The sequence below is a fragment of the Kineococcus gypseus genome, assembly GCF_050871305.1.
GTDB lineage: Bacteria > Actinomycetota > Actinomycetes > Actinomycetales > Kineococcaceae > Kineococcus > Kineococcus gypseus.
In genome coordinates, this window is record NZ_JBJLRD010000038.1 from 1 (window position 1) to 24,186 (window position 24,186).

18 protein-coding genes are annotated in these 24,186 nt (G+C 77.0%); 2 read left to right on the forward strand and 16 right to left on the reverse strand.

Annotated elements, in window-relative coordinates; genetic code table 11:
• Positions 1-1,627 (reverse strand): CoA-acylating methylmalonate-semialdehyde dehydrogenase (locus ACRYMN_RS14355; RefSeq protein WP_432496436.1); only part of this gene is annotated, 1,627 nt, incomplete at its 3' end.
• 275 nt (positions 1,628-1,902) lie between these two features.
• Between ACRYMN_RS14355 and ACRYMN_RS14360 the strand changes: the two genes are divergently transcribed.
• The gene (locus ACRYMN_RS14360; RefSeq protein ID WP_432496355.1) at positions 1,903-3,825 is read left to right on the forward strand and encodes a glycosyl hydrolase family 28-related protein; all 1,923 of its coding nucleotides are present in this window, start codon (positions 1,903-1,905) and stop codon (positions 3,823-3,825) included.
• A gap of 88 nt (positions 3,826-3,913) precedes the next feature.
• Here ACRYMN_RS14360 and ACRYMN_RS14365 read toward each other — a convergent pair whose 3' ends face one another.
• Entirely contained in the window at positions 3,914-4,954 is a 1,041-nt protein-coding gene (locus ACRYMN_RS14365) for a LacI family DNA-binding transcriptional regulator (RefSeq protein WP_432496358.1), read from the reverse strand.
• A gap of 101 nt (positions 4,955-5,055) precedes the next feature.
• Between ACRYMN_RS14365 and ACRYMN_RS14370 the strand changes: the two genes are divergently transcribed.
• Complete coding sequence (locus tag ACRYMN_RS14370; protein ID WP_432496361.1) at positions 5,056-6,081, forward strand: AAA family ATPase; 1,026 nt, start codon at positions 5,056-5,058, stop codon at positions 6,079-6,081.
• Between the two features lie 37 nt (positions 6,082-6,118).
• Here the strand turns inward: ACRYMN_RS14370 and ACRYMN_RS14375 are convergent, their stop codons facing one another.
• The 14 genes from ACRYMN_RS14375 to ACRYMN_RS14440 all read right to left on the reverse strand — a co-directional run bounded on the left by ACRYMN_RS14375 (position 6,119) and on the right by ACRYMN_RS14440 (position 24,143).
• Positions 6,119-6,985, reverse strand: a complete 867-nt coding sequence (locus ACRYMN_RS14375) for an Lsr2 family DNA-binding protein (RefSeq protein ID WP_432496363.1) — start codon at positions 6,983-6,985, stop codon at positions 6,119-6,121.
• A 66-nt stretch (positions 6,986-7,051) separates the two neighbouring features.
• Positions 7,052-7,768 carry a biotin transporter BioY gene (locus ACRYMN_RS14380; RefSeq protein ID WP_432496366.1) on the reverse strand — a complete coding sequence of 239 codons (717 nt, stop codon included), beginning with the start codon at positions 7,766-7,768 and terminating at the stop codon, positions 7,052-7,054.
• Positions 7,769-7,787: 19 nt separating this feature from the next.
• A complete protein-coding gene (locus tag ACRYMN_RS14385) occupies positions 7,788-8,462 on the reverse strand; it encodes a carbonic anhydrase (RefSeq protein WP_432496369.1) in 675 nt (224 codons plus the stop codon).
• A gap of 93 nt (positions 8,463-8,555) precedes the next feature.
• Positions 8,556-9,137 carry an ATP-binding cassette domain-containing protein gene (locus ACRYMN_RS14390; RefSeq protein ID WP_432496371.1) on the reverse strand — a complete coding sequence of 194 codons (582 nt, stop codon included), beginning with the start codon at positions 9,135-9,137 and terminating at the stop codon, positions 8,556-8,558.
• Positions 9,138-9,537: 400 nt separating this feature from the next.
• Positions 9,538-10,488 carry a universal stress protein gene (locus ACRYMN_RS14395; protein WP_432496374.1) on the reverse strand — a complete coding sequence of 317 codons (951 nt, stop codon included), beginning with the start codon at positions 10,486-10,488 and terminating at the stop codon, positions 9,538-9,540.
• Positions 10,489-10,735: 247 nt separating this feature from the next.
• A complete protein-coding gene (locus ACRYMN_RS14400; protein WP_432496376.1) occupies positions 10,736-13,342 on the reverse strand; it encodes an ExeM/NucH family extracellular endonuclease in 2,607 nt (868 codons plus the stop codon).
• Positions 13,343-13,432: 90 nt separating this feature from the next.
• Positions 13,433-15,358: an ABC transporter ATP-binding protein gene (locus ACRYMN_RS14405; protein ID WP_432496379.1), complete on the reverse strand. Its 1,926-nt coding sequence runs from the start codon at positions 15,356-15,358 to the stop codon at positions 13,433-13,435.
• Positions 15,355-17,082 carry an ABC transporter transmembrane domain-containing protein gene (locus ACRYMN_RS14410; protein ID WP_432496382.1) on the reverse strand — a complete coding sequence of 576 codons (1,728 nt, stop codon included), beginning with the start codon at positions 17,080-17,082 and terminating at the stop codon, positions 15,355-15,357. The genes ACRYMN_RS14405 and ACRYMN_RS14410 overlap by 4 nt, the downstream gene beginning before the upstream one ends.
• A 166-nt stretch (positions 17,083-17,248) precedes the next feature.
• Positions 17,249-17,989 carry a 3'(2'),5'-bisphosphate nucleotidase CysQ gene (locus ACRYMN_RS14415; protein WP_432496439.1) on the reverse strand — a complete coding sequence of 247 codons (741 nt, stop codon included), beginning with the start codon at positions 17,987-17,989 and terminating at the stop codon, positions 17,249-17,251.
• 74 nt (positions 17,990-18,063) lie between these two features.
• On the reverse strand, positions 18,064-18,891 hold the full coding sequence (locus tag ACRYMN_RS14420) for an SUMF1/EgtB/PvdO family nonheme iron enzyme (RefSeq protein WP_490054839.1): 828 nt from the start codon (positions 18,889-18,891) through the stop codon (positions 18,064-18,066).
• A gap of 161 nt (positions 18,892-19,052) precedes the next feature.
• Positions 19,053-20,489 carry a sulfatase family protein gene (locus ACRYMN_RS14425; RefSeq protein ID WP_432496388.1) on the reverse strand — a complete coding sequence of 479 codons (1,437 nt, stop codon included), beginning with the start codon at positions 20,487-20,489 and terminating at the stop codon, positions 19,053-19,055.
• Positions 20,486-22,375, reverse strand: coding sequence for an adenylyl-sulfate kinase (gene cysC / locus ACRYMN_RS14430; RefSeq protein WP_432496391.1), 1,890 nt, complete (start codon positions 22,373-22,375; stop codon positions 20,486-20,488). Before cysC ends, ACRYMN_RS14425 begins: the two co-directional genes overlap by 4 nt.
• Positions 22,375-23,286 carry a sulfate adenylyltransferase subunit CysD gene (cysD, locus tag ACRYMN_RS14435; protein ID WP_432496442.1) on the reverse strand — a complete coding sequence of 304 codons (912 nt, stop codon included), beginning with the start codon at positions 23,284-23,286 and terminating at the stop codon, positions 22,375-22,377. Before cysD ends, cysC begins: the two co-directional genes overlap by 1 nt.
• Positions 23,287-23,339: 53 nt before the next feature.
• Positions 23,340-24,143 (reverse strand): Stf0 family sulfotransferase, encoded by an 804-nt coding sequence (locus ACRYMN_RS14440; protein ID WP_432496394.1) that lies wholly within the window; start codon positions 24,141-24,143, stop codon positions 23,340-23,342.
• Positions 24,144-24,186 lie beyond the last annotated feature (43 nt).

Below are 24,186 nucleotides of genomic sequence, written 5' to 3' on the forward strand. Positions count from 1 at the left end.
TACGCCCGCCCCCGCCCGGGGGGCGGGGGGGGGGGGGGGGGGGTGGGGGGGGCGGCCCCGGGCCCCCCCGCCGGGGCCCCCCCCCCCCCCCCCGGTTCTGCGGGAACCCCAGGTTCAGCCCGCCGTGGGAGGGGTCCGGCCAGCGCTCGGTGACGACCTTGCCGCGGGTGAAGAAGTGCACGCCCTCGGTGCCGTGGGCGTGGGTGTCGCCGAACAGGGAGTTCTTCCAGCCGCCGAAGGAGTAGTACGCCACCGGCACCGGGACCGGCACGTTGATGCCCACCATGCCGACCTGCACCTCGTTGCGGAAGCGGCGCGCCGCTCCCCCGTCGTTCGTGAACAGCGCGACGCCGTTGCCGTACGGGTTGGCGTTGATCAGCTCCAGACCCTCCTCGTACCCGCCCACGCGCAGCACCGAGAGCACGGGGCCGAAGATCTCGTCGGTGTAGATCGACATGCCGGGGCACACGTGGTCGAAGAGGGTCGGGCCCAGCCAGAACCCGTCGGCGGCCTCGACGCCCTCGGCGACGTCGGGGACGACCTCGCGCCCGTCGACGACGAGCGCGGCGCCCTCGGCCACGCCCGCGGCGACGTAGCCGGCCACCCGGTCGCGGTGCTCACCGGTGACCAGCGGGCCCATGTCGCAGCCGCGGCGGCCGTCGCCGGTGCGCAGCGTCGCCACGCGCTTCGCGATGCCGGCGACGAGGTCGTCGGCGACGGCGTCGACCACCACCAGCGCCGAGACGGCCATGCACCGCTCACCGGCGGAACCGAAACCGGCGTTGACGGCCGCGTCGGCGGCCAGGTCCAGGTCGGCGTCGGGCAGGACCAGCATGTGGTTCTTCGCGCCGCCCAGCGCCTGCACGCGCTTGCCGCGCGCGGTGGCGCTCTCGTACACGCGGCGGGCGACGGGGGTCGAACCCACGAAGGAGACCGCGGCGACGTCCGGGTGGGCCAGCAGCCCGTCCACGGCGACGCGGTCGCCGTGCAGGACGTTGAACACCCCGTCGGGCAGGCCGGCCTCCCCCCACAGCCGCGCCAGCAGGTTCGCCGCGGAGGGGTCCTTCTCGCTGGGTTTGAGCACCACCGCGTTGCCCGCGGCGATCGCCAGGGGGAAGAACCACATCGGGACCATCGCGGGGAAGTTGAACGGGGAGACGATCGCGACCACACCCAGCGGCTGGCGCAGGGAGTACACGTCCACCCCGGTGGAGGCGTTCTCGCTGAAACCGCCCTTGAGCAGGTGGCTGATCCCGCACGCCAGCTCCACCACCTCCTGCCCGCGGGCGACCTCGCCGGCGGCGTCGGCCAGCACCTTGCCGTGCTCGGCGGTGATGAGCGCCGCCAGCTCGTCGCGGTGGGCGTCGAGCAGCTGGCGGAAGCGGAAGAGCACCGCGGTGCGCCGGGCCAGGGAGGTGTCGCGCCAGGCGGGGAAGGCCGTGCGCGCCGCGGCCACGGCGGCCTCGACGTCCTCGGGCTCGGCGAGCACCACGTGGCGGCTCAGGCGCCCGGTGGCCGGGTCGTGCACCTCGCCGCGGCGCGCGCCCCGGCCGGCGGTGGGACGGCCGGCGATCCAGTGCTCGACCAGCTCGGGCGCACCGGGGGACGGGGTGCTGCGCTCGCTCATCGGGGTCTCCTCCTCGCCGGTCGCGGCCGGCGGGCCGTGGTGGACGGGCGTGCGCACGTGCCGGCTCCTCCGGAGGCGGCCCCGCCGGGGCCCTCCCGCGCCCCACCCTGCTGGCCGGGGGTGCGCGCGTCAACGCCCACGGGCGCCGGCCCGGCTGCGCGGGCGCCGTGCGCTCACCCGGAGCGACGTCTTGACAACCAGGAGCGCGCACATAGCCTGTGTCGACAGTGACACGAGTCACCTGGTTGGTGTCGGACTCGATGACGAGGACTCAGATGAACTCCCCAGGTACCCCGGCGCGCGCTGCGTCGCCAGCCCGCCACGGCCGCCGGCGCCTCGCCGGCCTGCTCACCCTGACGGTCGCGCTGTCGATCGTCCCCGCCGCGGCCGGCGCCGTCGCAGCGGCGCCCGCGGCCGGCGCCGCACGGCCCGACCTCGGCGTCAACGTCACCGTCTTCGACCCCAGCATGCCGGTCGAGGTCATCCAGGCGAAGGCCGACGCGATCCACGCCCAGCAGGTCGACGACGAGATGGGCACCCAGAGGTACGCGCTGCTGTTCGAGCCGGGGACGTACGGCACGGACGAGGACCCGCTGCAGATCAAGGTGGGGTACTACACCGAGGTCGCCGGCTTGGGCGCCTCGCCCGAGGACGTCGTCATCAACGGCAAGGTGGAGACCTACAACCGCTGCACGTCCACCGACCCCGACGGTCAGCCCGGCAACTGCATCGCCCTGGTGAACTTCTGGCGCACGCTGTCGAACCTCACCATCGACGTCAACGCCACCGGCCAGGACGGCTGCCGCGGCACCGCGAACTTCTGGGCCGTCTCGCAGGCGGCGTCGATGCGCCGGGTCAACGTCGTCGGCGGCACCCTCTCGCTCATGGACTACTGCACGCGCGGGCCGCAGTACGCCAGCGGCGGCTTCCTCGCCGACTCCAGGGCCGGCACGGTCGTCAACGGCTCGCAGCAGCAGTGGCTGACCCGCAACAGCACGATCGGCAGCTGGTCGAACGCCGTCTGGAACCAGATCTTCTCCGGCACCGAGGGCGCCCCCAGCGACGCGACCTACCCGACCCCCCCGTACACGACGGTCGAGCGCACCCCGCTCAGCCGGGAGAAGCCGTTCCTGTTCGTGGACGAGCAGGGCACCTACCAGGTGCGCGTCCCGCGGGCCCAGACCGACAGCCGCGGGGTCTCCTGGGAGGACGGGCCGACCGCCGGGCGCACGGTGCCGCTGCACGAGTTCTTCGTCGCCGGCCCCACGACCCCCGTCAAGGAGATCAACAACCAGCTGGCCCGCGGCAGGAACCTGCTGCTCACCCCCGGCGTGTACGACGTCGCGCAGAGCATCGCCGTCAAGCGTGCGGGCACGGTCGTCCTCGGCCTGGGCCACGCGACGCTCACGGCCGTCGGCGGCTCGATCCCGCTGACCGTCGCCGACGTCCCCGGCGTCGTCGTGGCCGGCGTCACGATCGACGCGGGCACGGTGGAATCGCCCGTCCTGCTGCGGGTGGGGACGAAGAACGGCAACAACGGATCGAAGAAGAGCGACCCCGCGAACCCGACCACGCTGTCCGACGTGTACTTCCGCGTCGGCGGACCCCACGTCGGCAAGGCCGACACCAGCCTGGAGGTGAACAGCGACCACGTCCTCATCGACCACACCTGGGTGTGGCGCGCCGACCACGGCGTCGAGGGTTTCACCGCCGGCGTCAACGGCGACACGGACCGCTGGAACACCAACACCGGACGCACCGGCGTCGTGGTCAACGGGGACGACGTCACCGCGACGGGGCTGTTCGTCGAGCACTTCCAGCAGTTCAACACGGTGTGGAACGGCGAGAACGGCCGCACGATCCTCTACCAGAACGAGCTGCCGTACGACCCGCCGACCCAGGCGGACTGGAACCGCCCGGACGGCACCCTCGGGTGGGCGGCGTACAAGGTGGCGGACGACGTGAAGACCCACAGCCTCACCGGCGGCGGCGTCTACGTCTTCAACCAGAACGACCCCTCCATCGTCACCGCCAACGGCTACGAGGTGCCGCAGACGCCGGGCGTGAGGTTGCACCACGTCATGACGGTGAACCTGACCGCCGGGACCATCCAGCACGTGGTCAACGGCATCGGCGGGCAGGCGGACGACAGCAACACCGGCTCGCCGCAGTTCGTCGTCGACTACCCGGCGCCGTGATCGACGCCTAGCACCAGCGCCACCACGCGCGCCGGTGGGCCGGAGCGGTCCTCGCTCCGGCCCACCGGCGCGTCCGCCGGGGCACCGCTCAGGCCGACTCGCGCACCACCAGGCGCAGCACGTCGGCGGGACGCGCTGGTTCGGAGCCCCCGTCCAGCGCCGCGACGACCGCGTCGCACAGGTAGCGGGCCTGCAGGTGCACCGACTGCGACACGGTGGTCAGCGCCGGCGCCGAGAGCCGAGCGGCGGGCACGTCGTCCACGCCGATGACGGCGACGTCCTGCGGCACGCGCAGGCGCAGGGCGCGCAGGCCCGCGAGGACCGCCAGCGCCACCTCGTCGTTGTACGCGGCCACGGCCGTCACCGGGTGGGGCGAGGCCCGCCAGGCGGGTGCGGCAGCCGCACCGGACTCGACGGAGACCTCCACCGCCCGCACGCGCGGGGCCGGCAGTCCCAGGCGCCGGCACTCCTCGCGCACGCCGGCCAGGCGCGGGACGGCGAAGTCGACCACGCGGGGGTCGGTGGTCTGCGCGTAGCCGAGGGAGCGGTGACCGGCGGCGGCCAGGTGCCGCACCTGCATCCGCCCGACCTCGGTCTGCGAGACGGCGAACGCACCCGGGTGGCGCGGGTCGTCGTCGAGCACGGTGCCGATGGCCTGGATGCCGGCCCGCTGCATGGCGCGCTCGTCCTCGGCGGAGAACGCGGTGAAGCCGACGACGGCCCGCGGGGTCACCGCGCGCCACAGGTCCGACAGCGGTCGCTGCTCGCGGCGGTGGTGCACGAGCACGGACAGGCCGCGGGTGGCCAGCTCCCCGGTCAGGTGGTCCAGCAGGGAGTCGATGACCGGGCCCACCGGCCAGTCCGGCAGCGCGCACAGCACCAGGTCGCTGCGTCCACGGCGCAGCGCCCGCGCCGCCGCCGACGGCACGTACCCGAGCCGCTCCGCCGCGGCACGCACCCGCTGCCTCGTCGCCGCGGAGATCGCGGCGCCCGCCGTGTCGTTGAGGACGTAGCTCACCGTGGTCCGGGACACACCGCTCTCGCGCGCGACGTCCGCGGTGGTGACCCGTGACACGCCTGTGCCTCCACTCCTCCCGACCCGCGGGCGCGGCCGCCCCGGCAACATCATGCCGGACGGGTCACCGCGACCCCCCGGAGCGGCTCGGGCCGCCCGGGAGGGACCCGGGCGCTCGGGGCGCCGCCCACCGGACCGGCCCCTAGGCTCGCGCCATGGCCCTGGACCGCAAGGCGCTCGACGAGCTGCGCGAGCGGGTCGCCCGCATCGGCGACCGGCTCGGGCGCTCCGGTCTGCGGGGGGTGGACGAGCTGGTGGGCGAGCGCCTCGCGGGCCGTGCCGGACCGGCCCGTCCGCTGCCGGTGCTGCAGGCCGAGCTCGACGGGCTCGTCGGGCTGGACACGGTCAAGGAGCAGGTGCGCGCGCTCGTGGCCTTCCTGCAGGTGCAGGCGCGCCGCAAGGCCCACGGGCTGCCCGAGGCGGCCACGTCCCAGCACCTCGTGTTCCTCGGCAACCCCGGCACCGGCAAGACCACCGTGGCGCGGCTGCTGGCGGAGATGTACAGGGCGGTCGGCCTGCTGCAGCGGGGCCACCTGGTGGAGGTGGACCGGGCCGCCCTGGTCGGGCAGTACGTCGGCGAGACGGCGGTCAAGACCGACCGGGTGATCCGCCGGGCCCTCGACGGCGTGCTGTTCATCGACGAGGCCTACTCGCTGGCGCCGGAGGGCGACGGCCGGCTCGACTTCGGCCCGGAGGCCATCGAGGTCCTGCTCAAGCGCATGGAGGACCACCGGCACCGCCTGGTGGTGATCGTGGCCGGGTACCCGCAGCTGATGGAGTCCTTCCTGCTCTCCAACCCCGGTCTGCGCTCGCGGTTCGCCCGCGAGGTCGACTTCCCCGACTACTCCACGGACGAGCTGCAGGAGATCTTCAGGATCATCGCGGACCAGCACGAGTACGAGCTCGCGCCCGGCGCGGAGGAGGCGCTGCGGCGCATCCTGGCCGGCCTGCGCCCGGGTGAGGACTCCGGCAACGCCCGCTTCGCCCGCACCCTGTTCGAGCAGGCGCTCAACCGCCAGGCGCTGCGGCTGACGCGCGACGGCGGCCGCAGCGCCGAGGAGCTGGACCGCGCCGACGTCGTGACGCTCACCGCCGACGACGTCACCGAAGCCGCCCGCGCGCTGGGCGAGGAGCCGGCCCCGGAACCCGACCCGTCCGGTTGGCGGCGCTGGCTGGGGTGACGAGCGGGCCGGCGCACCCGCCGATCCGCCCCCGGTCTCAGCGGGCGGCCAGGTACCGCTCGCGCACGGCGGCGCTCAGCGGTCCCCGCGGTGGGACGTCGATGCCGTTGGCCGCCGCCCACCGGCGCACCGCCCGGGCGTCCAGGCGGGCGGTATCGGCACCCGCGGCGGGGACGGTGGAACTCGCCGCCCTCGCCGGCGCGGACGTCACCTCCCGCGCAGCCGGCTCCCCCGCCCGGCGCGGCGGGGCCTTCTTCGCGCTCCGGCGCGTGGTGCCGGCGCGAACCGCGCCCCGGGCCGCCGGGACGGGTTCGGAGGTGGACGCGGAACCGGCCAGGTCCACCACCGGCGTCCGTCCGGACGCCGCGCCCGCGGCGGCACCCCCGACCAAGGCCGCGGTGCTCGAGCCCGCGCTGGACCCGGTCGAGCCGGAACCGGTCGAGCCGGAACCGTTCGAGCCGGAACCGTTCGAGCCGGAACCGGTCTCGGTACCGGAGCCGTCGGTGGCCGGGGCGGTCAGGCCCTCCAGGGGCAGCGGCTGCTGCCCCGGCACGTGCACGCTCCCGCCGTCGTCCGCACCGGTCCCCGCGCTCGGGTTCGGCACCGCGCCGGGACGTCCGGTGGCCTGGCGGGCCGCGCGGGTCGAACCGCGGCGCGCGCCGCTGCTGTTCGCCGCGCGCGCCTCCCGCGGGGGCGCGACCGAGGCCAGGGCGCTGGGCAGGTCCTCCCAGCTGACGTCGACCGCCGGCCTGGACGTGGCGGGTTCCCAGCGCACGCCCGCGCCGGAGACGGTGAGCACGCCGACGCGGCGGCCGCCTCGCCGGACGGGCAGTTCCACGGCGCGCGAGCCGACGGCTATAGCGGTGGGGGTGCTCAGCGAGACGGCGTGGTCGGCCTGGGCCATGGCGGGGCTCCGGTTCTTCTGCGCGGCGCTGCGGCTGGGGGGTCGCCCCCAGTGAACGCGGGGCGATCACCGACCGCAAGCGGTACCGGCGGCGCGTGCCCGGCGGGTTCCGCGGGCCGGGGCGGGGCGGCGGCACGTCGCGCCGGCGAGGGACCTCGGGGAACCCCGTCCCGCCCGGTGGTCCGGCGCGCCCGGGAACAGGCCCACCAGGCGCCGCGCCCCCCGCACCAGCAGCGCTCCCGACGCGGCCTTGAGCAGGGCGCCGGGAACGAAGGGGAGGAACCCCGCGCGCAGCGCCTCGCGCGCCGTGAGCCCGGCGCTGAGCGCCAGCCACGGCACCCCCACGGCCAGGACGACGCCCTGCCCGGCGGTGAACAGCAGCAGCGCGCTCCCGACACCGCGGTCCGCCCCGCGCCGGGCAGCCAGGCCGACGAGGAGCGCGGCGGGCACGAACCCCACGACGTAGCCGCCGGTGGGGCCGAGCAGCGCCCCGGGCCCACCCTCGCCGTCGGTGTCGAGGGGCAGCCCGGCGAGCGTCCCGAGCAGGTGCGCCACCTGCACGGCCGTGCCGCGAGCCGGTCCCAGGCAGGCGGCGGTCAGCACGACGGCGAGGCTCTGGCCGCTGACGGGCACGGGCGTGCCGGGCAGGGGTACGGACACCCGCGCCAGCGCGGCGGTCAGCGCCACCCCGCCCACCACCAGCAGGACGCTGCGGGTGGGCGAGGTGGCGAGGGGGTCCAGCAGGGCACCCGGGTGCGGCGGGGCGGGCGTGGTGGTGCTCACGGGCGCGGGCTCGCGCGCCTCAGAGGAGCTCGACCCGGCCGGTGTCGAGGTCGTAGCGCGCGGCCTGCACGCGCAGGGCACCGGAGCGCACCGCCCGGCGGATCGTCCGGCTGCGGTGCACCAGCTGCCCGGCGACCATCCGGGTGTTCTCGCGCACGGCGTTCTCCACGAGGTCCCCGGGCTGGTCGCGCACCGCCTCGACCGCCGGGCGGATCGCCTCGACGATGCTCTGCACGTGCTCGGGCGCGCGAGAACCGCTCTCGACGGCGTCGACGGTGGCGCTGACCGCGCCGCAGCGCTCGTGCCCCAGCACCAGCAGCAGCGGCGGGGCGAACTCGCCCACCGCGAACTCGATGCTGCCCAGGATCGCGTCGTCGACGATGCCGCCGGCCACGCGCTGGTCGAAGACGGCGCCGACGCCCTCGTCGAAGACGACCTCCGGGGGCACGCGCGAGTCGGAGCAGCCCAGGGCGATGACGAAGGGGTGCTGGCCCTGCGCGGCGGCGTGCACGGCGTCCACGTCCTGCCCGCGGTGGCGCGCGCGCCCGGCGGCGAAGCGGGCGTTGCCGGCCAGCAGGCGGCGCAGGGCCGCGTCGGCGCTCGCGGGCCACTCCTCGGCGCCGGGCGCGGCGGCGGCGGGGGCGCCGGCCCCCACGGCCGTCGCGGCCCCGGCCAGCGCCAGGGCGCCGATCACACCGCGCCGTCCGAGATCAGGTCGTGCAGGCACCAGAGCCTCCCCGTCGTCCACTCCGCGAGGCCGTTCGATCGAGCAACGGCTTCGGCGATGCTAAGCAGCCGGTCGCGCGGTGTCCACACCCCCGCCGGGACCGCGCACGGCGACGACGCGGTCGGACCAGGCGGTGGCGACGTCGACGTCGTGCACCAGCAGGACCACCGCGCGGCCGAGCTCGTCGGCGCTGCGGCGCAGCAGCCGCACCACCTGCACCGCGTGGCGGACGTCGAGGTCGTTCGACGGCTCGTCCAGCAGCACGCAGCGGGTGCCCCGCGCCAGCACCGTCGCGATGGGGGCGCGCCGGCGCTGCCCGCCGGAGAGCTCGTCGAGGTGGCGGTGCTGCAGGCCGGCGAGCCCCGGGAACCCCAGCTGGCGCAGCACGGAGACCACGTGGGCCACCTCGGCCGAGCCGGTGCGGTGCACGTCCAGGTCGGCGCCGTCGCGCCCGGCGCCGAGGACCGGGGTGGAACCCCACACCTCCCGCTCGGCGACGAACCGCCGCGCCGTGGAGGCGTTCGGGTCGTCGCCGGTGGCCGCGTCGCGGTCCGGCACGACCACCCGGTGCGGGTTCAGCTGGGCGCCGTCGTCGACGTGCCCGCCGGTGGCCACGGCCAGGGACACCGCCTCCCCGTCCACGGCGGCGGTGGCGCGCTCCTGCGCGGCCTCCAGCGCGGTGACGAGCTCGGCGCCCGCCTCTGCTCGCCGAACACCTCGCCGAGCACGGTCCTCCGCGCCGCCAGGCCGGCGACGGAACCGCCCTCGGCCTCGGCGTCCGGCGAGACGTCGATGGTGGGGGCGATCCTGGAGAGTTCCCCGGTGTGCTCGCCGAAGCGGTCGCCGCCGATGAGGAGGTCCGGTTCAGAGGTCCGGTTCAGAGGTCCGGTTCAGAGGTCCGGTTCAGAGGTCCGGTTCAGAGGTCCGGTTCAGAGGTCCGGTTCAGAGGTCCGGTTCGGCGGCGTCGATCTGCTCCACGAGGGCTCCGCGGTGGGCGCCGACGTCGGCGATCGACTCGTCGGCGACCCGGTCCTCGAGCGCGCTACCCGCGCCGCTCCGCGTCCGGGACGACCGCCACGGGCCCGTGCGCGTGGTGCACGACCTCGTGGCTGGTCGAGCCGAGCAGCGCGCGCGCGAACGCGCCGCGCCCGCGCGAGCCGACCACGAGCAGGCGCGCGCCGGCACCGGCGGCCAGCAGCGCCTCGGCCGGGTGGGCGTCCTCGACCAGGCGCCCGTGCACCACCAGCCCCGGGACGGCCGCGCGCACCCGCTCCAGCGCGCCCTCCAGGCCGTGCTCGGCCTCCAGGCGCGCCTGCTCGCGGGCGGCGGCGCTGACGTCGGCGTCCACCCGCGAGCGCGGCACCGGCGAGCGCCACACCCGCACCACGGTCAGCGCCTCGCCGTGGGCGCGCGCGTGGGAGGCGGCGAAGGCCTCCGCGGCGCGCGCGGCGCCGGAGCCGTCCGAGCCGAGCACGACGCCGCTGCGGGAGCGCTCGGCGCCCTCGCCGCCGGCGCCGCTGCGCACCACCACCACCGGGCAGCTCACGTGCGCGACGAGAAAGAGGCTGGTGGAGCCGAGCAGCAGCTCCCCCAGCGCGCCGCGCCGGCGCCCGGGACCGGTGACCACCAGGCGGGCCCCCGCCGAGGCGCGCAGCAGCGCGTGCCGGCGGTTGTCGTGCACCACCTGCACCCGCACGTCCAGCTCGGGGACCTCGTCGTGCACCTTGCCCGCCAGCCGGTGCAGGCGCTCGCGCGCGTCCCGGTCCAGCTGCTCGGCGACCTCCCCCGCCCACACCGCGCCCATGGAGTCCCCGGCGAAGGGGTAGGGCTCGGCGTGCAGCAGCAGCAGCGGCGCCGAGCGCCGCCAGGCCTGCTCCGCCGCCCACAGCACCACCGGCAGGCACTCCTCGCCGGAGTGCACGCCGACCACCACGGCCCCGCGCGCCGCCCCCGCAGGGTCCACGTCCACGCCGAACTCGTCCGCACCGCTCACGTCCACCGCCTCCTCGCGCCGTCGTGCCAGCCGCGCCGCGGGGCCGCACCAGCGCGGGCCGCGTCGTGCCCCCAGGGTGCCGCGCGGGAGGCTCGCACGACAGGGGTTCGGCGCACCCGGTGGGCGCGCCGGCCGGTGCGGCGCTGCCCACCGCCGGAACGCGCAGGAGCCCGGGACCCCTTGGGGGGTCCCGGGCTCCCGGGGTCCCGGCGCTCGGGGGCGCCGGTTCAGCGCGGTGCCCGCAGCGTCAGGACTCCGCGCCCTCCTGCTCCGCGCGGCCGCTGCCGCGGCCCTGGTCCAGCACGTCGGTGACGGGGCCGCCGACGAGGACGTCGTCACCGTTGGCGCCGGCCAGGCGGTCGGCGCCGAACCCGCCGAGGAGGACGTCCTCGCCGTTGCCGCCGTCGAGGCGGTCGTCACCGGCGCCGCCGCACAGCACGTCGTCGCCGTTGCCACCGGTGAGGACGTCGTCCCCGCCCAGACCCACGATGACGTCGCGGCCGTCGGTGCCCTTGAGCACGTCGTTCCCGGCGGTGCCGCGGATCGTGGGCACCAGACCCTGGCAGCGCTCGTCGAGGTCGATGCCGAGCACCAGCGGGTCGTGGTCGCTGGCGCGGTAGGGGTTCGGGGCGTACAGGGCCGGGTCGCCGACGTACTGGTAGGCGAACGACTCGACCGAGTTGATGTTCCAGTGCGCCACGCCCGTCACCTTGCGGGTCAGCTCGGCGGTGCCCAGCGCGTGGTCCAGGGAACCGGACAGCTCGTCGAAGACGTAGCTGTAGCGGCCCGGGTCGAACTCGCTGCCCAGGTCGGTCAGCCCCGCCCGGCGCAGCGCCTCGATCGGGTCCTCCTGCGTGTACGCGTTGAAGTCGCCGAGGGCGACGACGTCCGCGTCACCGCTGCGCTGGCGCAGCGTCGCGATGAACGCGGCGAGGGACTGCGCCTGGCGGACGCGGTCGCCGTTCCACTGCCCCTGCCCGTCACCGCTGTCGAGGTTGTCGCCCGTGGCGGCACCGGTGCTCTTGGACTTGAAGTGGTTGGCCACGACGGTGAACGCGTCACCGTCCTTGACGAACGTCTGCGCGATCGGCTCGCGGGCGTTCTTCCACACCGCCTCGTCGACCAGGCCGGCGGGGGCGCCGACGGGCTGCACGACGCCCCGCTTGTAGATGATGGCGCTGCGGATGACGTCGCGGTCGACGGCGTACAGCTCCTGCGGCATGGGCACGTACGCCCACTCCTCGGAACCGGCGGCGGTGTTCAGGCGGCGCACCAGGTCCGCCAGCGCGCCGTCGGCGTTGCCGGGGCTGGCGCCGGTGGAGTCGGTGTCCTCGATCTCCATGAGGGTGACCACGTCGGCGCCCAGGGCGCGGATGGCGGGCACGATCTTGCCGGCCTGCTCCTCGAAGTCCGCGGGGTTCGTCGCCCCGCGGCCCTGACCGCCCAGCGTGGTGAAGTAGTTCAGCACGTTGAACGCGCCGACCCGCACGTCGCCGCCGACGGCCGACGGGGCGGCCGGACGGGTGTTCTGCGGCGCGAAGACGCCGTCGGCGGTGCCGTCCCCCGGCTGCAGGCGCCACTCGGCGAACCCGTACCCCAGCACGAGGGGCTCGGTGAAGCGCACCGCGTCCCCCACGCGCACCGGGGTGCTCGGGGAGAGGTACGGGCGGTCCGTGGTGCCGGTGCGGGCGTTGCTGGCGTCGTCCAGGAGGACCTTGCGGGCGGTGTTGTCGGCGACGACGGCAGCGGCCTCGGGCGTGCCGGGGCGCGCCACCTCGGTGGGCTGCACGAGCAGGCCGCCCTGCGAGAGGGTCAGCTCGCCGTAGGACGTCAGGGCGTAGACCTCGCTGACGGTGAGCTGGTCGGCGGGGGCGACGAGCATCCCCTCCAGGCGCTCGCGGGCGGCGTCGCCGGCGGGCAGGTCCAGGGCGGCGGGCGCGGGCAGGTCGGCCGCGGTGCCCTCGGTGACGACCGCGACGGAGGAGGCGCGGAGTTGCGTCTGACCGCCGAACTCCTGGGCCTGGCCGGTCACGGTGACGGTGTCGCCGAGGTCGACGGCGGCGGAGCTGAAGATGAACACGCCGTCGGAGGTGGCCGGGTCGCCGTCGCCGTCGCGATCCTGCAGGTAGAAGCCGGACAGGCCCGGGGTGTCGCCGACGACGACGCCGGTGACGGCGACCTGCTGCCCGTCGAGCGGGGTCGTCGCCTCCCGGCCCTGGACGGCGCCGATCTCGACGGGGCGGGCCGGGGCGGGCGGCTGCGGCGTGGCGGCGGGGGCGTTGACCGCACCGCGGGTGGCGGCGGCCGGACCGGCCCAGGTGGAGGTGCCGTCGGCGGTGACGGTGCGCGAGAGGGACCGGCCGACGGCCTCGGTGCCCTGCTCGGCGAAGCCGATGTCGGTGCTGGTCGTCCCCGCGGCGGGACCGTTGGCGGCGGTGAACATGCCTTCGTAGGACAGGAACTCGAGGACCTCGCCGCCGCGCACGAGGGCCACGCCGTCCGGCGCGCCGTTCTGGATGCCGTTGCTGGCGTAGTTCACGACCGCGACGGCGGGAGCGGTGGCCTCGGCGGTGACGGCGGGCAGGGCGTCGGTGTCGTAGGTCGACCCGTTGTCGCCGTTGTAGAGCACGATCGACAGCCCGGTGGAGCTGGTGCCGGCGGGCAGTTGGACCTCGACGAACTCGCCGGTGTCGGTGCCGGTGTTGTCGTAGTGGATCTCGGAGATGAACGGGGTGCTCGGCGCGGCCGCGGAGGCGGTGGCGACCGGCAGGCCGAGCGCGGTGAGCGCGGCGCCGGCGACGCCGAGGGCGGCGCAGCCGCCGGTCAGGCGGGCGGCGCGGGTACGGCTGGGCATGGAGGACCTTCCGGAGGGGAGGTGGTTGCGCCGGGACGGTACCCCGCCCCGGGGACACCACGAGCACGGCCGGTGACGCGCCGGTGAACGTCAGGGGACGAGAGGGTGCGCGACGGGCGTGGCGGACGCGTCCCCGGACGCGGGCGCGGGCGCCGCCGCGCTCCACGTCGCCCACAGCCGCGCGTAGCGCCCGCCCGCGGCGACCAGCTCGTCGTGGGTGCCCAGCTCCACCAGCCGACCGGCCTCGAGCACCGCGACGCGGTCGCAGGCGCGCGCCTGGCTGAGCCGGTGCGCCACCACCACGGCGGTGCGCCCGGCCAGGACGGCGCGCGCGGCGACCTCCAGCTCGCGCGCGCCGGCGCTGCCGGCCTCGGCGGTGGCCTCGTCCAGCACCACCAGCGCCGGGTCGCGCAGCACCACGCGCGCCAGCGCGAGCTGCTGCTCCTGCGCGGCGGTCAGCGGGTGCTGCCCGGCGCCGACGCGGGTGCCCAGGCCCCGCGGCAGGGCCGCCACCCACGACGCCGCACCCACCGCCGCCAGCGCCCGCAGCAGCTGCGCGTCGCCGGCGCCGGGCGCGGCCAGCGCCAGGTCCTCGCGCAGGGTGCCGGTGAACACGTGCGCCTCCTGCGTGACGACGCACACGTGCTCGCGCAGCTGCCGCGGGTCCAGCAGCGCCAGGTCGGTGCCGTCCAGCAGCACCCGCCCGCCGCCGGGGGTCAGCACCCCCCCGACGAGCGAGGCCAGCGTGGACTTGCCCGCGCCGGACCCGCCCACCACCGCCAGGCTCGCCCCGGCGGGCACCTCGACGTCCACGCCGTGCAGCACCGGCGGCCCGCCCGGGTGGGCGTGGGTCAGCCCCCGCACCGACAGCGCCGCGGGGTGGCACACCGCGCGGCGCGGCAGCCGCGGCGGCGGCTCGACGTCGGCGACCCCGACCAGGCGGGCCAGCGCGGCACCGGCGCGCTGGACGTCGTCGAAGCTGAGCAGCAGCACGCCCAGCGGCCCGAAGAGGCGGTGGAAGAGCAGCGCGGCGGCGGTGACGTCGCCGACGCTGACCTGCCCGGAGCGCACCAGGTGGAAACCCGTCAGCAGCAGCGAGCACAGCCCCACCGCCTCCGCGGCGTTCATCGAGACCGACAGCCGCGCGAAGACGCGCAGCGCCGCCACGGCCGCGCCCACCCCCCGGCTCGAGGCCCGCTCGACGCGGCCGGCCTGCAGCTCCTCGGCGCCGTAGGCGCGCACGGTGCGCGCCCCGCGCAGCGACTCCAGCACCACCCTCGAGCGCTCGGCGGCCACGGCCCGCTCGCGCGCGTACAGCGGCGCCGCGCGCGGCAGGTAGCCGCGCAGCGCCAGCGCGTAGACGGGGAAGACGGTGCAGAACGCCAGCGCCAGGCGCCAGTCCAGCGCCGCGAACCCGGCCGCGGCCAGCACCACCGTCAGCAGCGAGGTCAGCACGGTGGCCACCAGCTCGGTGGAGGAGGTGAACAGCTCCACGTCCTCGGTCACGCGCGAGGCGACGTCGCCGCCGCCGGCGCGCTCCAGGCGCTGCGCGTCCATGCGCAGCGCGCGGTCGACGACCCGCTCGCGCAGGTCCGCGGCCACCTCCACGCCCAGGCGCTCGGAACGGGCGCGCGAGAGGGCGGCGAAGACGGCGGAGAGCACCGCCACCACCGCCAGCACGGCGAAGAGCACCCACAGCCGCTGCTGCTCGGCCGCGGACGGCGCCGCGGCGGCGGACCCGGCAGCGGACGCGGCGCCCGCCGCGGGTCCCGCCGCGCCGCCGAGGACGTCGGCGACGACGTCGACGACGCGCCCGAGCAGCAGCGGCACCAGGACGAGGCCGGCGCCGGCGGCGGCGGTCGTGCCCAGCGCCGACAGCAGCGTGCGCCGGTGCGCAGCGGCGGTGGCGGCCAGCACCGCGGCGCTGCGCCGGGCACCGGCCACCGGCAGCGCCGCGCCCGCCGCGCCCGCCGCGCCCGCCGCGCCCGCCGCGCCCGCCGCGCCCGTCGCGCTCACCGCAGCACCGCGGCGGCGTAGGAGGGCTCGGCCAGCAGCTCCTCGTGGGTGCCGGCGCGGCACCCGTCGGCGCGCAGCAGCACCACGCGGTCGCAGCGGGCCAGCAGCAGCGGCGACGTCGTCACCACCAGCGTGCTGCGCGCCCCGCACCCCCCGTCCTGCCGAGCACCGTCCCGCCCGCCGTCCCGCCCGCCGTGCCGCAGCGCGCGCAGCCCGGCCGCCACGGCGTCCTCGGTGACGGCGTCCAGCGCCGTGGTCGGGTCGCGCAGCACCAGCACGGGGCGGTCCGCGGCCAGCGCGCGCGCCAGCGCCAGCCGCTGCAGCTGACCGCCCGACAGGTCCGCGCCTCGCTCGAGCAGCGCGGCGTCCAGGCCGCCGGGCCGGGCGCGCACCACCTCGTCGGCGCGCGCCGCGACCAGCGCCGCGTCCAGCACGTGCGGCGCCGCGGCACCGCCGGTGTCCAGCGCCTCGCGCACGGTCGCGCCGAGCAGGGTCACGGTGTGCGGCTCGACGAGCAGACCCGCGGCGCTCGGCGCCGCACCGCCCACGCGCACCGCGCCCGCCTCGGGCGCGCGCCGCCCCGCGAGCACGTCCACCAGGGCGTCGGCGAGGGCGACGTCGGCGGCGACCACCCCCACCAGCTCCCCCGGCTCCACGCGCAGGTCGAGCCCGCGCAGCGGACCCGCGCGCACCCCCTCCACCGACAGCGCCGGCACCCCCGGGAGCGCGGGCGCCGCGCCGGCGGGCGCACCGCCGGCGGGACCGCCCGGCACGCCCGGCGCGGCGGCGAGCACCTCGGCCACCCGGCCGGCCCCGGCGCGCGCGACGGCCAGGCCCTGCACGCACGCGGTGATCGTGCGCACCGGGTCGGCGAGGAAGGCCGCGGCACCGACGACGGTGACCAGCTCGCCGACGTCGATGCGCCCGCGCACGGCCAGCGCGGTGGCCGCCGCCGCGGTGCCCAGCAGCAGCAGGCCCGTGGCCAGCGTGCTGGCGCCGACCACGAGCGCCGTGGCGCCCGCGGCCCCCACGGCCGCGTCGCGCGAGGTGCGGCTGACCGCGCCGTAGCGGCGCACCGCCTCGGGCACACCGCCGAAGCCGCGCAGGGGGCGCGACCCGGCCAGCAGGTCCGCGGCGGTCGCCGCCGCCAGCCCGGCGGCCTCCTGGCGGGTGCGCACGCGCCGCTCCAGGCGCGGGGCCAGGCGCTGCAGGCCCAGCACGAGGGCCGGCACCGCCACCAGCAGCCCCAGCCCCAGCACGACGTCCACCCGCAGCAGCACCACCGCGGACACCGCCGTGCCCACCCCGGCGGAGACCAGGTAGCCCAGCAGCGACAGCACGCCCGCGGCGTGGCGGGTGTCGGAGGTGGCCACGCTGAGCACGTCGCCGTCGCGCAGCGCCGGGGCGCCGGCCGGGCGGTGCAGGGCCGCGCGCAGCACCGCCACCCGCAGGTGGTGCGCCTCGCGGAACTGCGCCCCGTCGAAGGTGAGGAACGCCAGCGCACCGGCGGAGCTGAGCACGGCGAACAGCCCCAGCACGCCCACCACCGACCAGGTGGCCGCGCGCACGTCCCCGGTGGCGACGGCGCGCTCGACGACCAGGCCGACGGCCACGGGCACGAGCGCCTCGCAGACCTGGTGCACGGTGGAGGCGGCGCACCCGAGCAGGCCCGCCCGGCGCCGCCGGCGCAGCACGTCCCGGAGCAGCCGGTGTGGAGCAGTCACGCCCGACGACCCTAGCCCCGTGCAGCAGCCCTGTTGGTTCACGAAAGTCGCGATAACCGGAACTTACATGTGAAAGCCTCGTGTACTCGTCCTCGGCCGCCGACCTCGGCGGAGCCGCCGGCGGCGGGGCGGTGCGCGCACAGCGCCCGGCCGAGGCCGGCGCGGGTCACCGGGCGGCCGCGAGCACCCCCAGCACGGCCTCGGCCACCTCGGGCCGGCACACGAGCAGGTCCGGCAGGCTCGGATCGGGCCGGTTGTAGCGCAGCGCGGAGCCGTCCAGGCGGCTCGCGTGCAGCCCGGCGGCGCGCGCGACGGCGACGGGGGCGGCGGAGTCCCACTCGTGCTGCCCGCCCGCGTGGACGTACGCGTCGGCCTCCCCGTGCACCACCGCCAGCGCCTTGGCGCCGGCGGAACCCATGGGGACCAGCTGCGCACCCAGCTGCTCGTGCAGGGCGTGCGCGAGCGCGGGCGGTCGGCTCCTGCTGACGACCACCCGCAGCGGGCCGGGCGCGCGCGCCGGCACGGGCACCGCGGCGCCCGTGCCGGCGGCGCGGCCGGCCGCGGGCGCCTCGACGGCACCGGCCACCAGGTCGCCGTCCTCCCACAGGGCCACGTGCACGGCCCAGTCGGTGCGCGGCGGCTCGCCGTACTCGCGGGTGCCGTCGAGCGGGTCGACGATCCACACGCGCCGCGACGCCAGGCGCACGGGGTCGTCGGCGGCCTCCTCGCTCAGGACGGCGTCGCGCGGGCGCAGGCGGCCCAGCAGCGCGGCCAGGACCTCCTGACCGCGCGCGTCGCCGCGCGCGCGCAGCTCGGCGGGCGCGACGGCACCGCGCAGCGCGAGCAGCTGCCGGCCGGTCTCGGCGGCCAGGGCCGCGGCCACGCGGTGGTCGTCGGCGCCGGCCAGCCCGCCGGCCACCGCCGCCAGGGCCCCCGGGACCGCGGGGTCCGCGGGCCCGCCGGCGCGCTGCCCGGGGCCGCTCACGGGGCGCTCCCCACCGGAGCGCCCGCCGGGGCGGGGACGACGCGCTCCGGCGGCAGCACGCAGCGGAAACCGAGGTTGGCCAGCGTGGCGTCGGGGTCGTTGCAGGTGCGCGCCGAGACGCGGTAGCGGTTGCAGTACGAGTCGTGGCACAGGAACGAACCGCCGCGCATGGAGCGCCGGTCGCTGCGGCGCTGGCGCGGCGTCCACCACGTGTCGGCGCACCACTCCCAGACGTTGCCCGCGCACTGGTAGAGCCCGAAGCCGTTGGGCTCGTACCAGCGCGCCGGCGCGGTCCCGGCGAAACCGTCCTCGGCGCTGTCGTGCTCGGGGAAGCGGCCCTGCCAGGTGTTGCAGCGGTGCCGCCCCCCGGGGGTCAGCTCGTCGCCCCACGGGAAGCGGCGCTGCTCCAGCCCTCCGCGGGCGGCGCGCTCCCACTCGGCCTCCGTGGGCAGCCGGCCGCCGACCCAGGCGCAGTACGCCTCGGCGTCGAGCGCCGAGACGTGCACGACGGGGTGGTCCCACCGCCCGCGCAGCGTCGAACCCGGCCCCTCCGGCGCCCACCAGCACGCCCCGGGGACCGCCGCCCACCACGGGGCCGCGGCCACGCGCGGCACCTCCTCGCGCAGCGCCGGCGGCAGGGACCCCGCCACGACGAGGGACCAGCCGTGCCGCTCGGCGTCGGTGCGGTGGCCGGTGGCCGCGACGAAGGCGGCGAACTGCGCGGCGGTGACGGTGGTGGCGCCGATGCGGAAGGCCTCCACCCGCACCGGGCGCACGGGACCCTCGGCGTCCAGGGGGTTCACGTCGGCGTCCTCGCTGCCCATGAGGAACGTGCCGGCCGGGACGGGGACCCACTCCCCCGCCGGCGCGCCCGCGGGGGGCGGTGCCGGTGGCGCGGGCGGTGCCGGGACCGCGGGACCCACGGGTGCGGCGTCTGCCCGACTCGCGGCGGGACCCGCGGGCGCCGGGCGCGGCGCGCAGCAGCTCACGCGCGGCCCCCGGCGCCGCCGGTGTCGGGCGCGGCGCTGGCCGGGGAGCGCAACGGCCCGACGATCCCGCGCCCGCTGCTGCGCGGTTCGCGCGGCGGGGCGCCCAGGCGGGCCAGGTGGGCGGCCATGAACCGCGCCGCCACGGCCTCGCCCTCCTCCAGGGAGGGCAGGACGTCCCCGGTGGACTCGCGCCAGCGGTGCAGGCGCTGCGCCAGGTCGCGCTGCAGGTCGGCCACCTCGGGGCGGTCGGCGAGGTTGCTGCGCTCGTGCGGGTCGCTGCGCAGGTCGTACAGCTCGCGCTCGGGGCGCGGGCGGCGGTGCTCCGGCCCGAGGGAGGCCCCCGAGGGGCTGCCGGCGATGTCCAGCGGCAGGTCCAGGCGCGGGCGGGGCGCGTAGCTCTCGATGTAGCTGTGCGTGGCGGTGCGCACGGCGCGCACCGGGTCGTAGCTGTCGTGGAACGTCTTCTGCGTGAACACCTCCGTGCGCACGGGCGGCACGTCCGCGCCGGCGGCCAGCAGCGCGGGCGCGTGGGACAGGCCCTCGACCTCCTCCGGCACCTGCACGCCCAGCACGTCCAGCAGCGTGGGCACCAGGTCCACCCCGCTGAACAGGCCGTCGTGCACGTGCGGCGGGACGCGGCGGCGCCGCGGCGGGCGCACCACGACCGCGATGCCGGTGCCCGCGTCGTACAGGGTCGACTTCGCCCCGGGGAACGCCTCGCCGTGGTCGGTGACGAAGACGACCCACGTCGTCGCGTCCAGCCCGAGCCGCTCCAGCGCCGCCAGCAGGCGGCCGACCGCCGCGTCGGCGACGGCGATGGAGCCGTGGAACGCCGCCAGGTCCTCGCGCACCGACGGGTCGTCGTGCAGGTACCCCGGGACCCGCAGCGCGCCGGGGTCGGCGGACGGGTAGTCCTCGGGCGGGTAGGGGCGGTGGGTCTCGAAGAACCCGGCCGTCAGCAGGAACGGCGCGCGGGGCCCGGGGCCCAGCTGCTCCAGCCACTCCTCGCTGCGCCGCACGACCCAGTCGCAGCGCGAGTCGGTGACGTCGAACTCGTCGAAACCCAGGCGTTCGGGACGGGCCGTCTCGTGCTGCATCCCGAACAGCGCGGTGCGCCAGCCCGCCGCGCTCAGCAGCGCCGGCAGGGTGCGCACGTCGTCGTGGTACTCGAACCCGTGGTGGGCCAGCGCGACGAGGCCGTTGCTGTGCGGGTAGCGGCCGGTGAACAGCGATCCGCGCGCCGGCGAGCACAGCGGCGCGGTGGCGTGGGCGGCGGTGAACAGCACGCCCTCGGCCGCCAGCGCGTCCAGGTGCGGGCTCGGCGCCCCCGCCCCGTAGCAGGACAGGTGCCGGCCCAGGTCGTGCCAGTGCACCAGCAGGACGTCCTCGCGCGGGGCGTCCTCGCGCGCGGGCACGTCGCCCGGCGCGCTCACGCCCGCCCCTCCTCGTGCTGCTCGTGCTGCTCGCGCGCGTGCAGGGCGGCCAGCACCCGCTGCACGAGGTCGTCGAGGTCGGCGCCGGTGGTGTCGATGACGACGTCGGGCGCCTCGGGGGGTTCGTAGGGCGCGTCGACGCCGGTCAGCCCGGTCAGCTGCCCGCTGCGGGCGCGCGCGTACAGGCCCTTGGGGTCGCGCCGCTCGCACTCCTCGACGGGGGTCGCCACGTGGACCTCCAGGAAGGGGATGCCCGCGGCCTCGTTCATCGAGCGCGCGACGGCGCGGTCGGAGCGCAGCGGGGAGACCATCGAGGCGATCGCCACGACGCCGGCGTCGGCGAACAGGCGGGTGAGGTGGCCGACCCGGCGCACGTGCTCGGCGCGGTCGCCCGGGGAGAAGCCCAGGTCGTCGGACAGGCCGTGCCGGACGTTGTCGCCGTCCAGCAGGTACGCCACGCGGCCGGACTCCACCAGCGACCGCTCCAGCGCGACGGCGACGGTGGACTTGCCCGAGGCGGGCAGGCCCGTCAGCCACACCGTCGCCCCGCGCTGCCCGGTGGCCCGCACCCGGTGCTCGCGGCGCAGGGACGAGGGGTGCCAGGTGACGTCCTCGCGGTGGCGCTGCGGCGCCGGGGCCGGCGAGGCGCGCAGCACGGTGCCGGCGCCGACGGTGTCGTTGGTGTGCTCGTCGACGAGGATGAACGCGCCGGTCTCGCGGTTGCGCTCGTAGGGGTCCGCGAGCACGTCGGAGCTGGTGCGCAGGGTGACGGTGCCGATGTCGTTGAGCTCCAGGTGCACCGGGTCGGGGAACTCGTGCAGGGTCTCCGGGTCGAGGCGGTCGTGCAGGGCCTGCACGGTGGCGCGCACGGTGCGGGTGGTGTGCTTCAGGGCCAGCCGGTCCCCCGCGCGCAGCGGCGTCTCGCTCATCCAGCACACGCCGGCGACCAGCTCGCGCGCCGGGACCGGCTCGTCGCCGGCGCGCACGAGCAGGTCGCCGCGGCCGACGTCGACCTCGTCGGCCAGCTCCACCGACACCGACAGCGGGGGCACGGCGACGGTGCGCCCGGGGTCGAGGGTGTCGATCGCGCTGACGCGGGTGCGCACGCGCGAGGGCAGCACGAGCACCTCGTCGCCGGCGCGCAGGGTGCCCGCGGCCAGGCGCCCGGCGTAGCGCCGGCGCCGCCCGTCCTCGGGGCGCGAGACCCACTGCACCGGCAGGCGCAGACCGCCCGCGCCGTGGTCGGGAGCGGTGACCTCCACGTCCTCCAGGTGCTCCATGAGGGTCGGGCCCTCGTACCAGGGGGTGCGCTGGGAGCGGTGCACCACGTTGTCGCCGTGCTTGGCGGCGATGGGCACGACCGTCAGCTCCACCCCGCCCAGCAGCGCGGCCAGCTCGCGCAGCTCCGCGGCGACCTCCTCGAAGCGGGCGCGGTCGAAGTCGACGAGGTCCATCTTGTTCACCGTGGCCACCAGGTGCGGCACGCCCAGCAGGGTCGCGATGCGCGCGTGCCGTCGCGTCTGGCGCACCACCCCGGCGCGGGCGTCCACCAGCAGGACGGCCAGGTGGGCGTTGGAGGCGCCGGTGAACATGTTGCGGGTGTAGCGCTCGTGGCCGGGGGTGTCGGCCAGGATGAAACCCCGCTTGGCGGTGGAGAAGAACCGGTAGGCCACGTCGATGGTGATGCCCTGCTCGCGCTCGGCGCGCAGGCCGTCCGACAGCGCGGCCAGGTCGGGCACCCCGGCGTCGTCGATCACCGCCTCCAGGTGGTCCAGCGGCAGGGAGCCGGTGTCGTGCAGCAGCCGCCCGATGAGGGTGGACTTGCCGTCGTCCACCGACCCGGCCGTGGCCAGCCGCAGCAGTTCGCGCGGCGCCGGTGCACCCATCAGAAGTACCCCTCTCGCTTGCGGTCCTCCATGGCGGCGACGGAGGTGCGGTCGTCCGCGCGGGTGGCCCCGCGCTCGGAGACGGTGGCGGTGCCCAGCTCGGCGATGACGGCCTCGACGTCGGCGGCCTCGGAGCGCACCGCGCCGGTGATGGTCAGGTCGCCCACGGTGCGGTAGCGCACGAGCTCCTCGCGCACCTCCTCGCCCGGCCGCAGCGGCGTGTGCGGCGACTCGGCCAGCAGCATGCCGTCGCGCTCGAACACCCGGCGCCGGTGGGCGAAGTAGATGCTCGGCAGCTCCAGGCCCTCCAGCGCCACGTAGCGCCACACGTCCAGCTCGGTCCAGTTGCTCAGCGGGAACACCCGCACCTGCTCGCCGCGCCGGATGCGCCCGTTGTACAGCGACCACGGCTCGGGGCGCTGAGCACGCGGCTCCCACTGGCCGAACTGGTCGCGGAAGCTGAAGACGCGCTCCTTGGCGCGGGCGCGCTCCTCGTCGCGGCGCGCCCCGCCGAACGCGGCGTCGAAACCGCCCTCGGCCAGGGCGTCGAGCAGGGTGCGCGTCTGCAGGCGGTTGCGCGAGGCACCGGGGCCGTCCTCGCGCACCCGCCCGGTGTCGATGGCCTGCTGCACCGAGGCGACGACCAGGCGGTGCCCGCCGCGCGCCAGGCGCCGGTCGCGGAAGTCGAGCACCTCGGGGAAGTTGTGCCCGGTGTCCACGTGCATCACCGGGAACGGCACCGCTGCCGGTGCGAACGCCTTCTCCGCCAGGCGCAGCAGCACGATGGAGTCCTTGCCCGCGGAGAACAGCAGCACGGGCCGCTCCAGCTCCGCCACCACCTCGCGGATCACGTGGACCGCCTCGGCCTCCAGCACCCGCAGCTCGTCCACGCGCAGCTCGTCGCCGCGCAGCTCGTCCCCGCGGCTGGCGTCCGCGCGCAGCGCGCCGGTGGGCGCCGCCGCGCTCACGCCGCTCCTCCCGCGCCGGCCCGCTCGGAGCGGTAGCGCTCGGCCCACTGCTTCGAGCGGCCGTCGCCCTGCCGGCGCATCGTGGGCGGGGACACCGGCACGCCCGGCAGGCCGACGGCCTCCAGCACGCGCGCCGCGGCGGCGCGCACGTCCGCCTTGAGGTCGTCGAACCCGATGCGCACCGGCTCGATCCCCTCGTCCTCGAACCAGCGCCGCCAGGAGCGCTCCTGCTCGAGCAGGACCGCCTCCAGGTGGGCGATGCCGTCGGCGTGGTAGACCGCGCCGTCGTCGCCGGCCGGTGCGCCGTCGTCGCGCCAGCGCTGCGTCTGCACCGCCCGCCACATCGACACCGCCTGCGCCACGACGTCGGGGCGGTGCACGTGCACGTAGACGGGCTCCTCGCCCAGCAGGTCGGCGACCGCGCTGCGCAGGTCCGTCCCGCTGCGCCCGGGCAGCCCCTCGAGGCGGGCGAGGAGCTCACCCACCTGGTTCCACATGAGCTTGCCGCCCCACACGCCGTTCGGCGTGCGGCCCTCGGCCAGCACCCGCGAGCGCCACTCCACCGGGCCCTCGCTCGGCGGGGAACCCTGCTCCAGGGGTGCGAGCAGGGCCAGCAACCCGGGGTCGTCCACACCGGCGAACCACTCGCGCGGCTGCGGCGGCCGGCCCGAGGTGCGCAGGAACTCGAAGTGCTCCAACGGGTTCCCGGCGACCCCGGTGGAGCGCAGGGTTTCGCACAGGACGGTGCTGCCGCTGCGTTGCGACGCGCACACCAGGTAGGGGCGCAGGGCGGGGGGCATGTCCCCGGAGGTTACCCGCACCGGCCGTGCGCGCACCCCGGTC

Coding starts and splice junctions, on each gene's coding strand:
- ACRYMN_RS14360 (WP_432496355.1), top strand. CDS start 1,903: ATGAACTCCCCAGGTACCCCGGCGCGCGCTGCGTCGCCAGCCCGCCAC.
- ACRYMN_RS14365 (WP_432496358.1), bottom strand. CDS start 4,954: ATGATGTTGCCGGGGCGGCCGCGCCCGCGGGTCGGGAGGAGTGGAGGC.
- ACRYMN_RS14370 (WP_432496361.1), top strand. CDS start 5,056: ATGGCCCTGGACCGCAAGGCGCTCGACGAGCTGCGCGAGCGGGTCGCC.
- ACRYMN_RS14375 (WP_432496363.1), bottom strand. CDS start 6,985: ATGGCCCAGGCCGACCACGCCGTCTCGCTGAGCACCCCCACCGCTATA.
- ACRYMN_RS14400 (WP_432496376.1), bottom strand. CDS start 13,342: ATGCCCAGCCGTACCCGCGCCGCCCGCCTGACCGGCGGCTGCGCCGCC.
- ACRYMN_RS14420 (WP_490054839.1), bottom strand. CDS start 18,891: ATGGGCAGCGAGGACGCCGACGTGAACCCCCTGGACGCCGAGGGTCCC.
- cysC (WP_432496391.1), bottom strand. CDS start 22,375: ATGGGTGCACCGGCGCCGCGCGAACTGCTGCGGCTGGCCACGGCCGGG.
- ACRYMN_RS14440 (WP_432496394.1), bottom strand. CDS start 24,143: ATGCCCCCCGCCCTGCGCCCCTACCTGGTGTGCGCGTCGCAACGCAGC.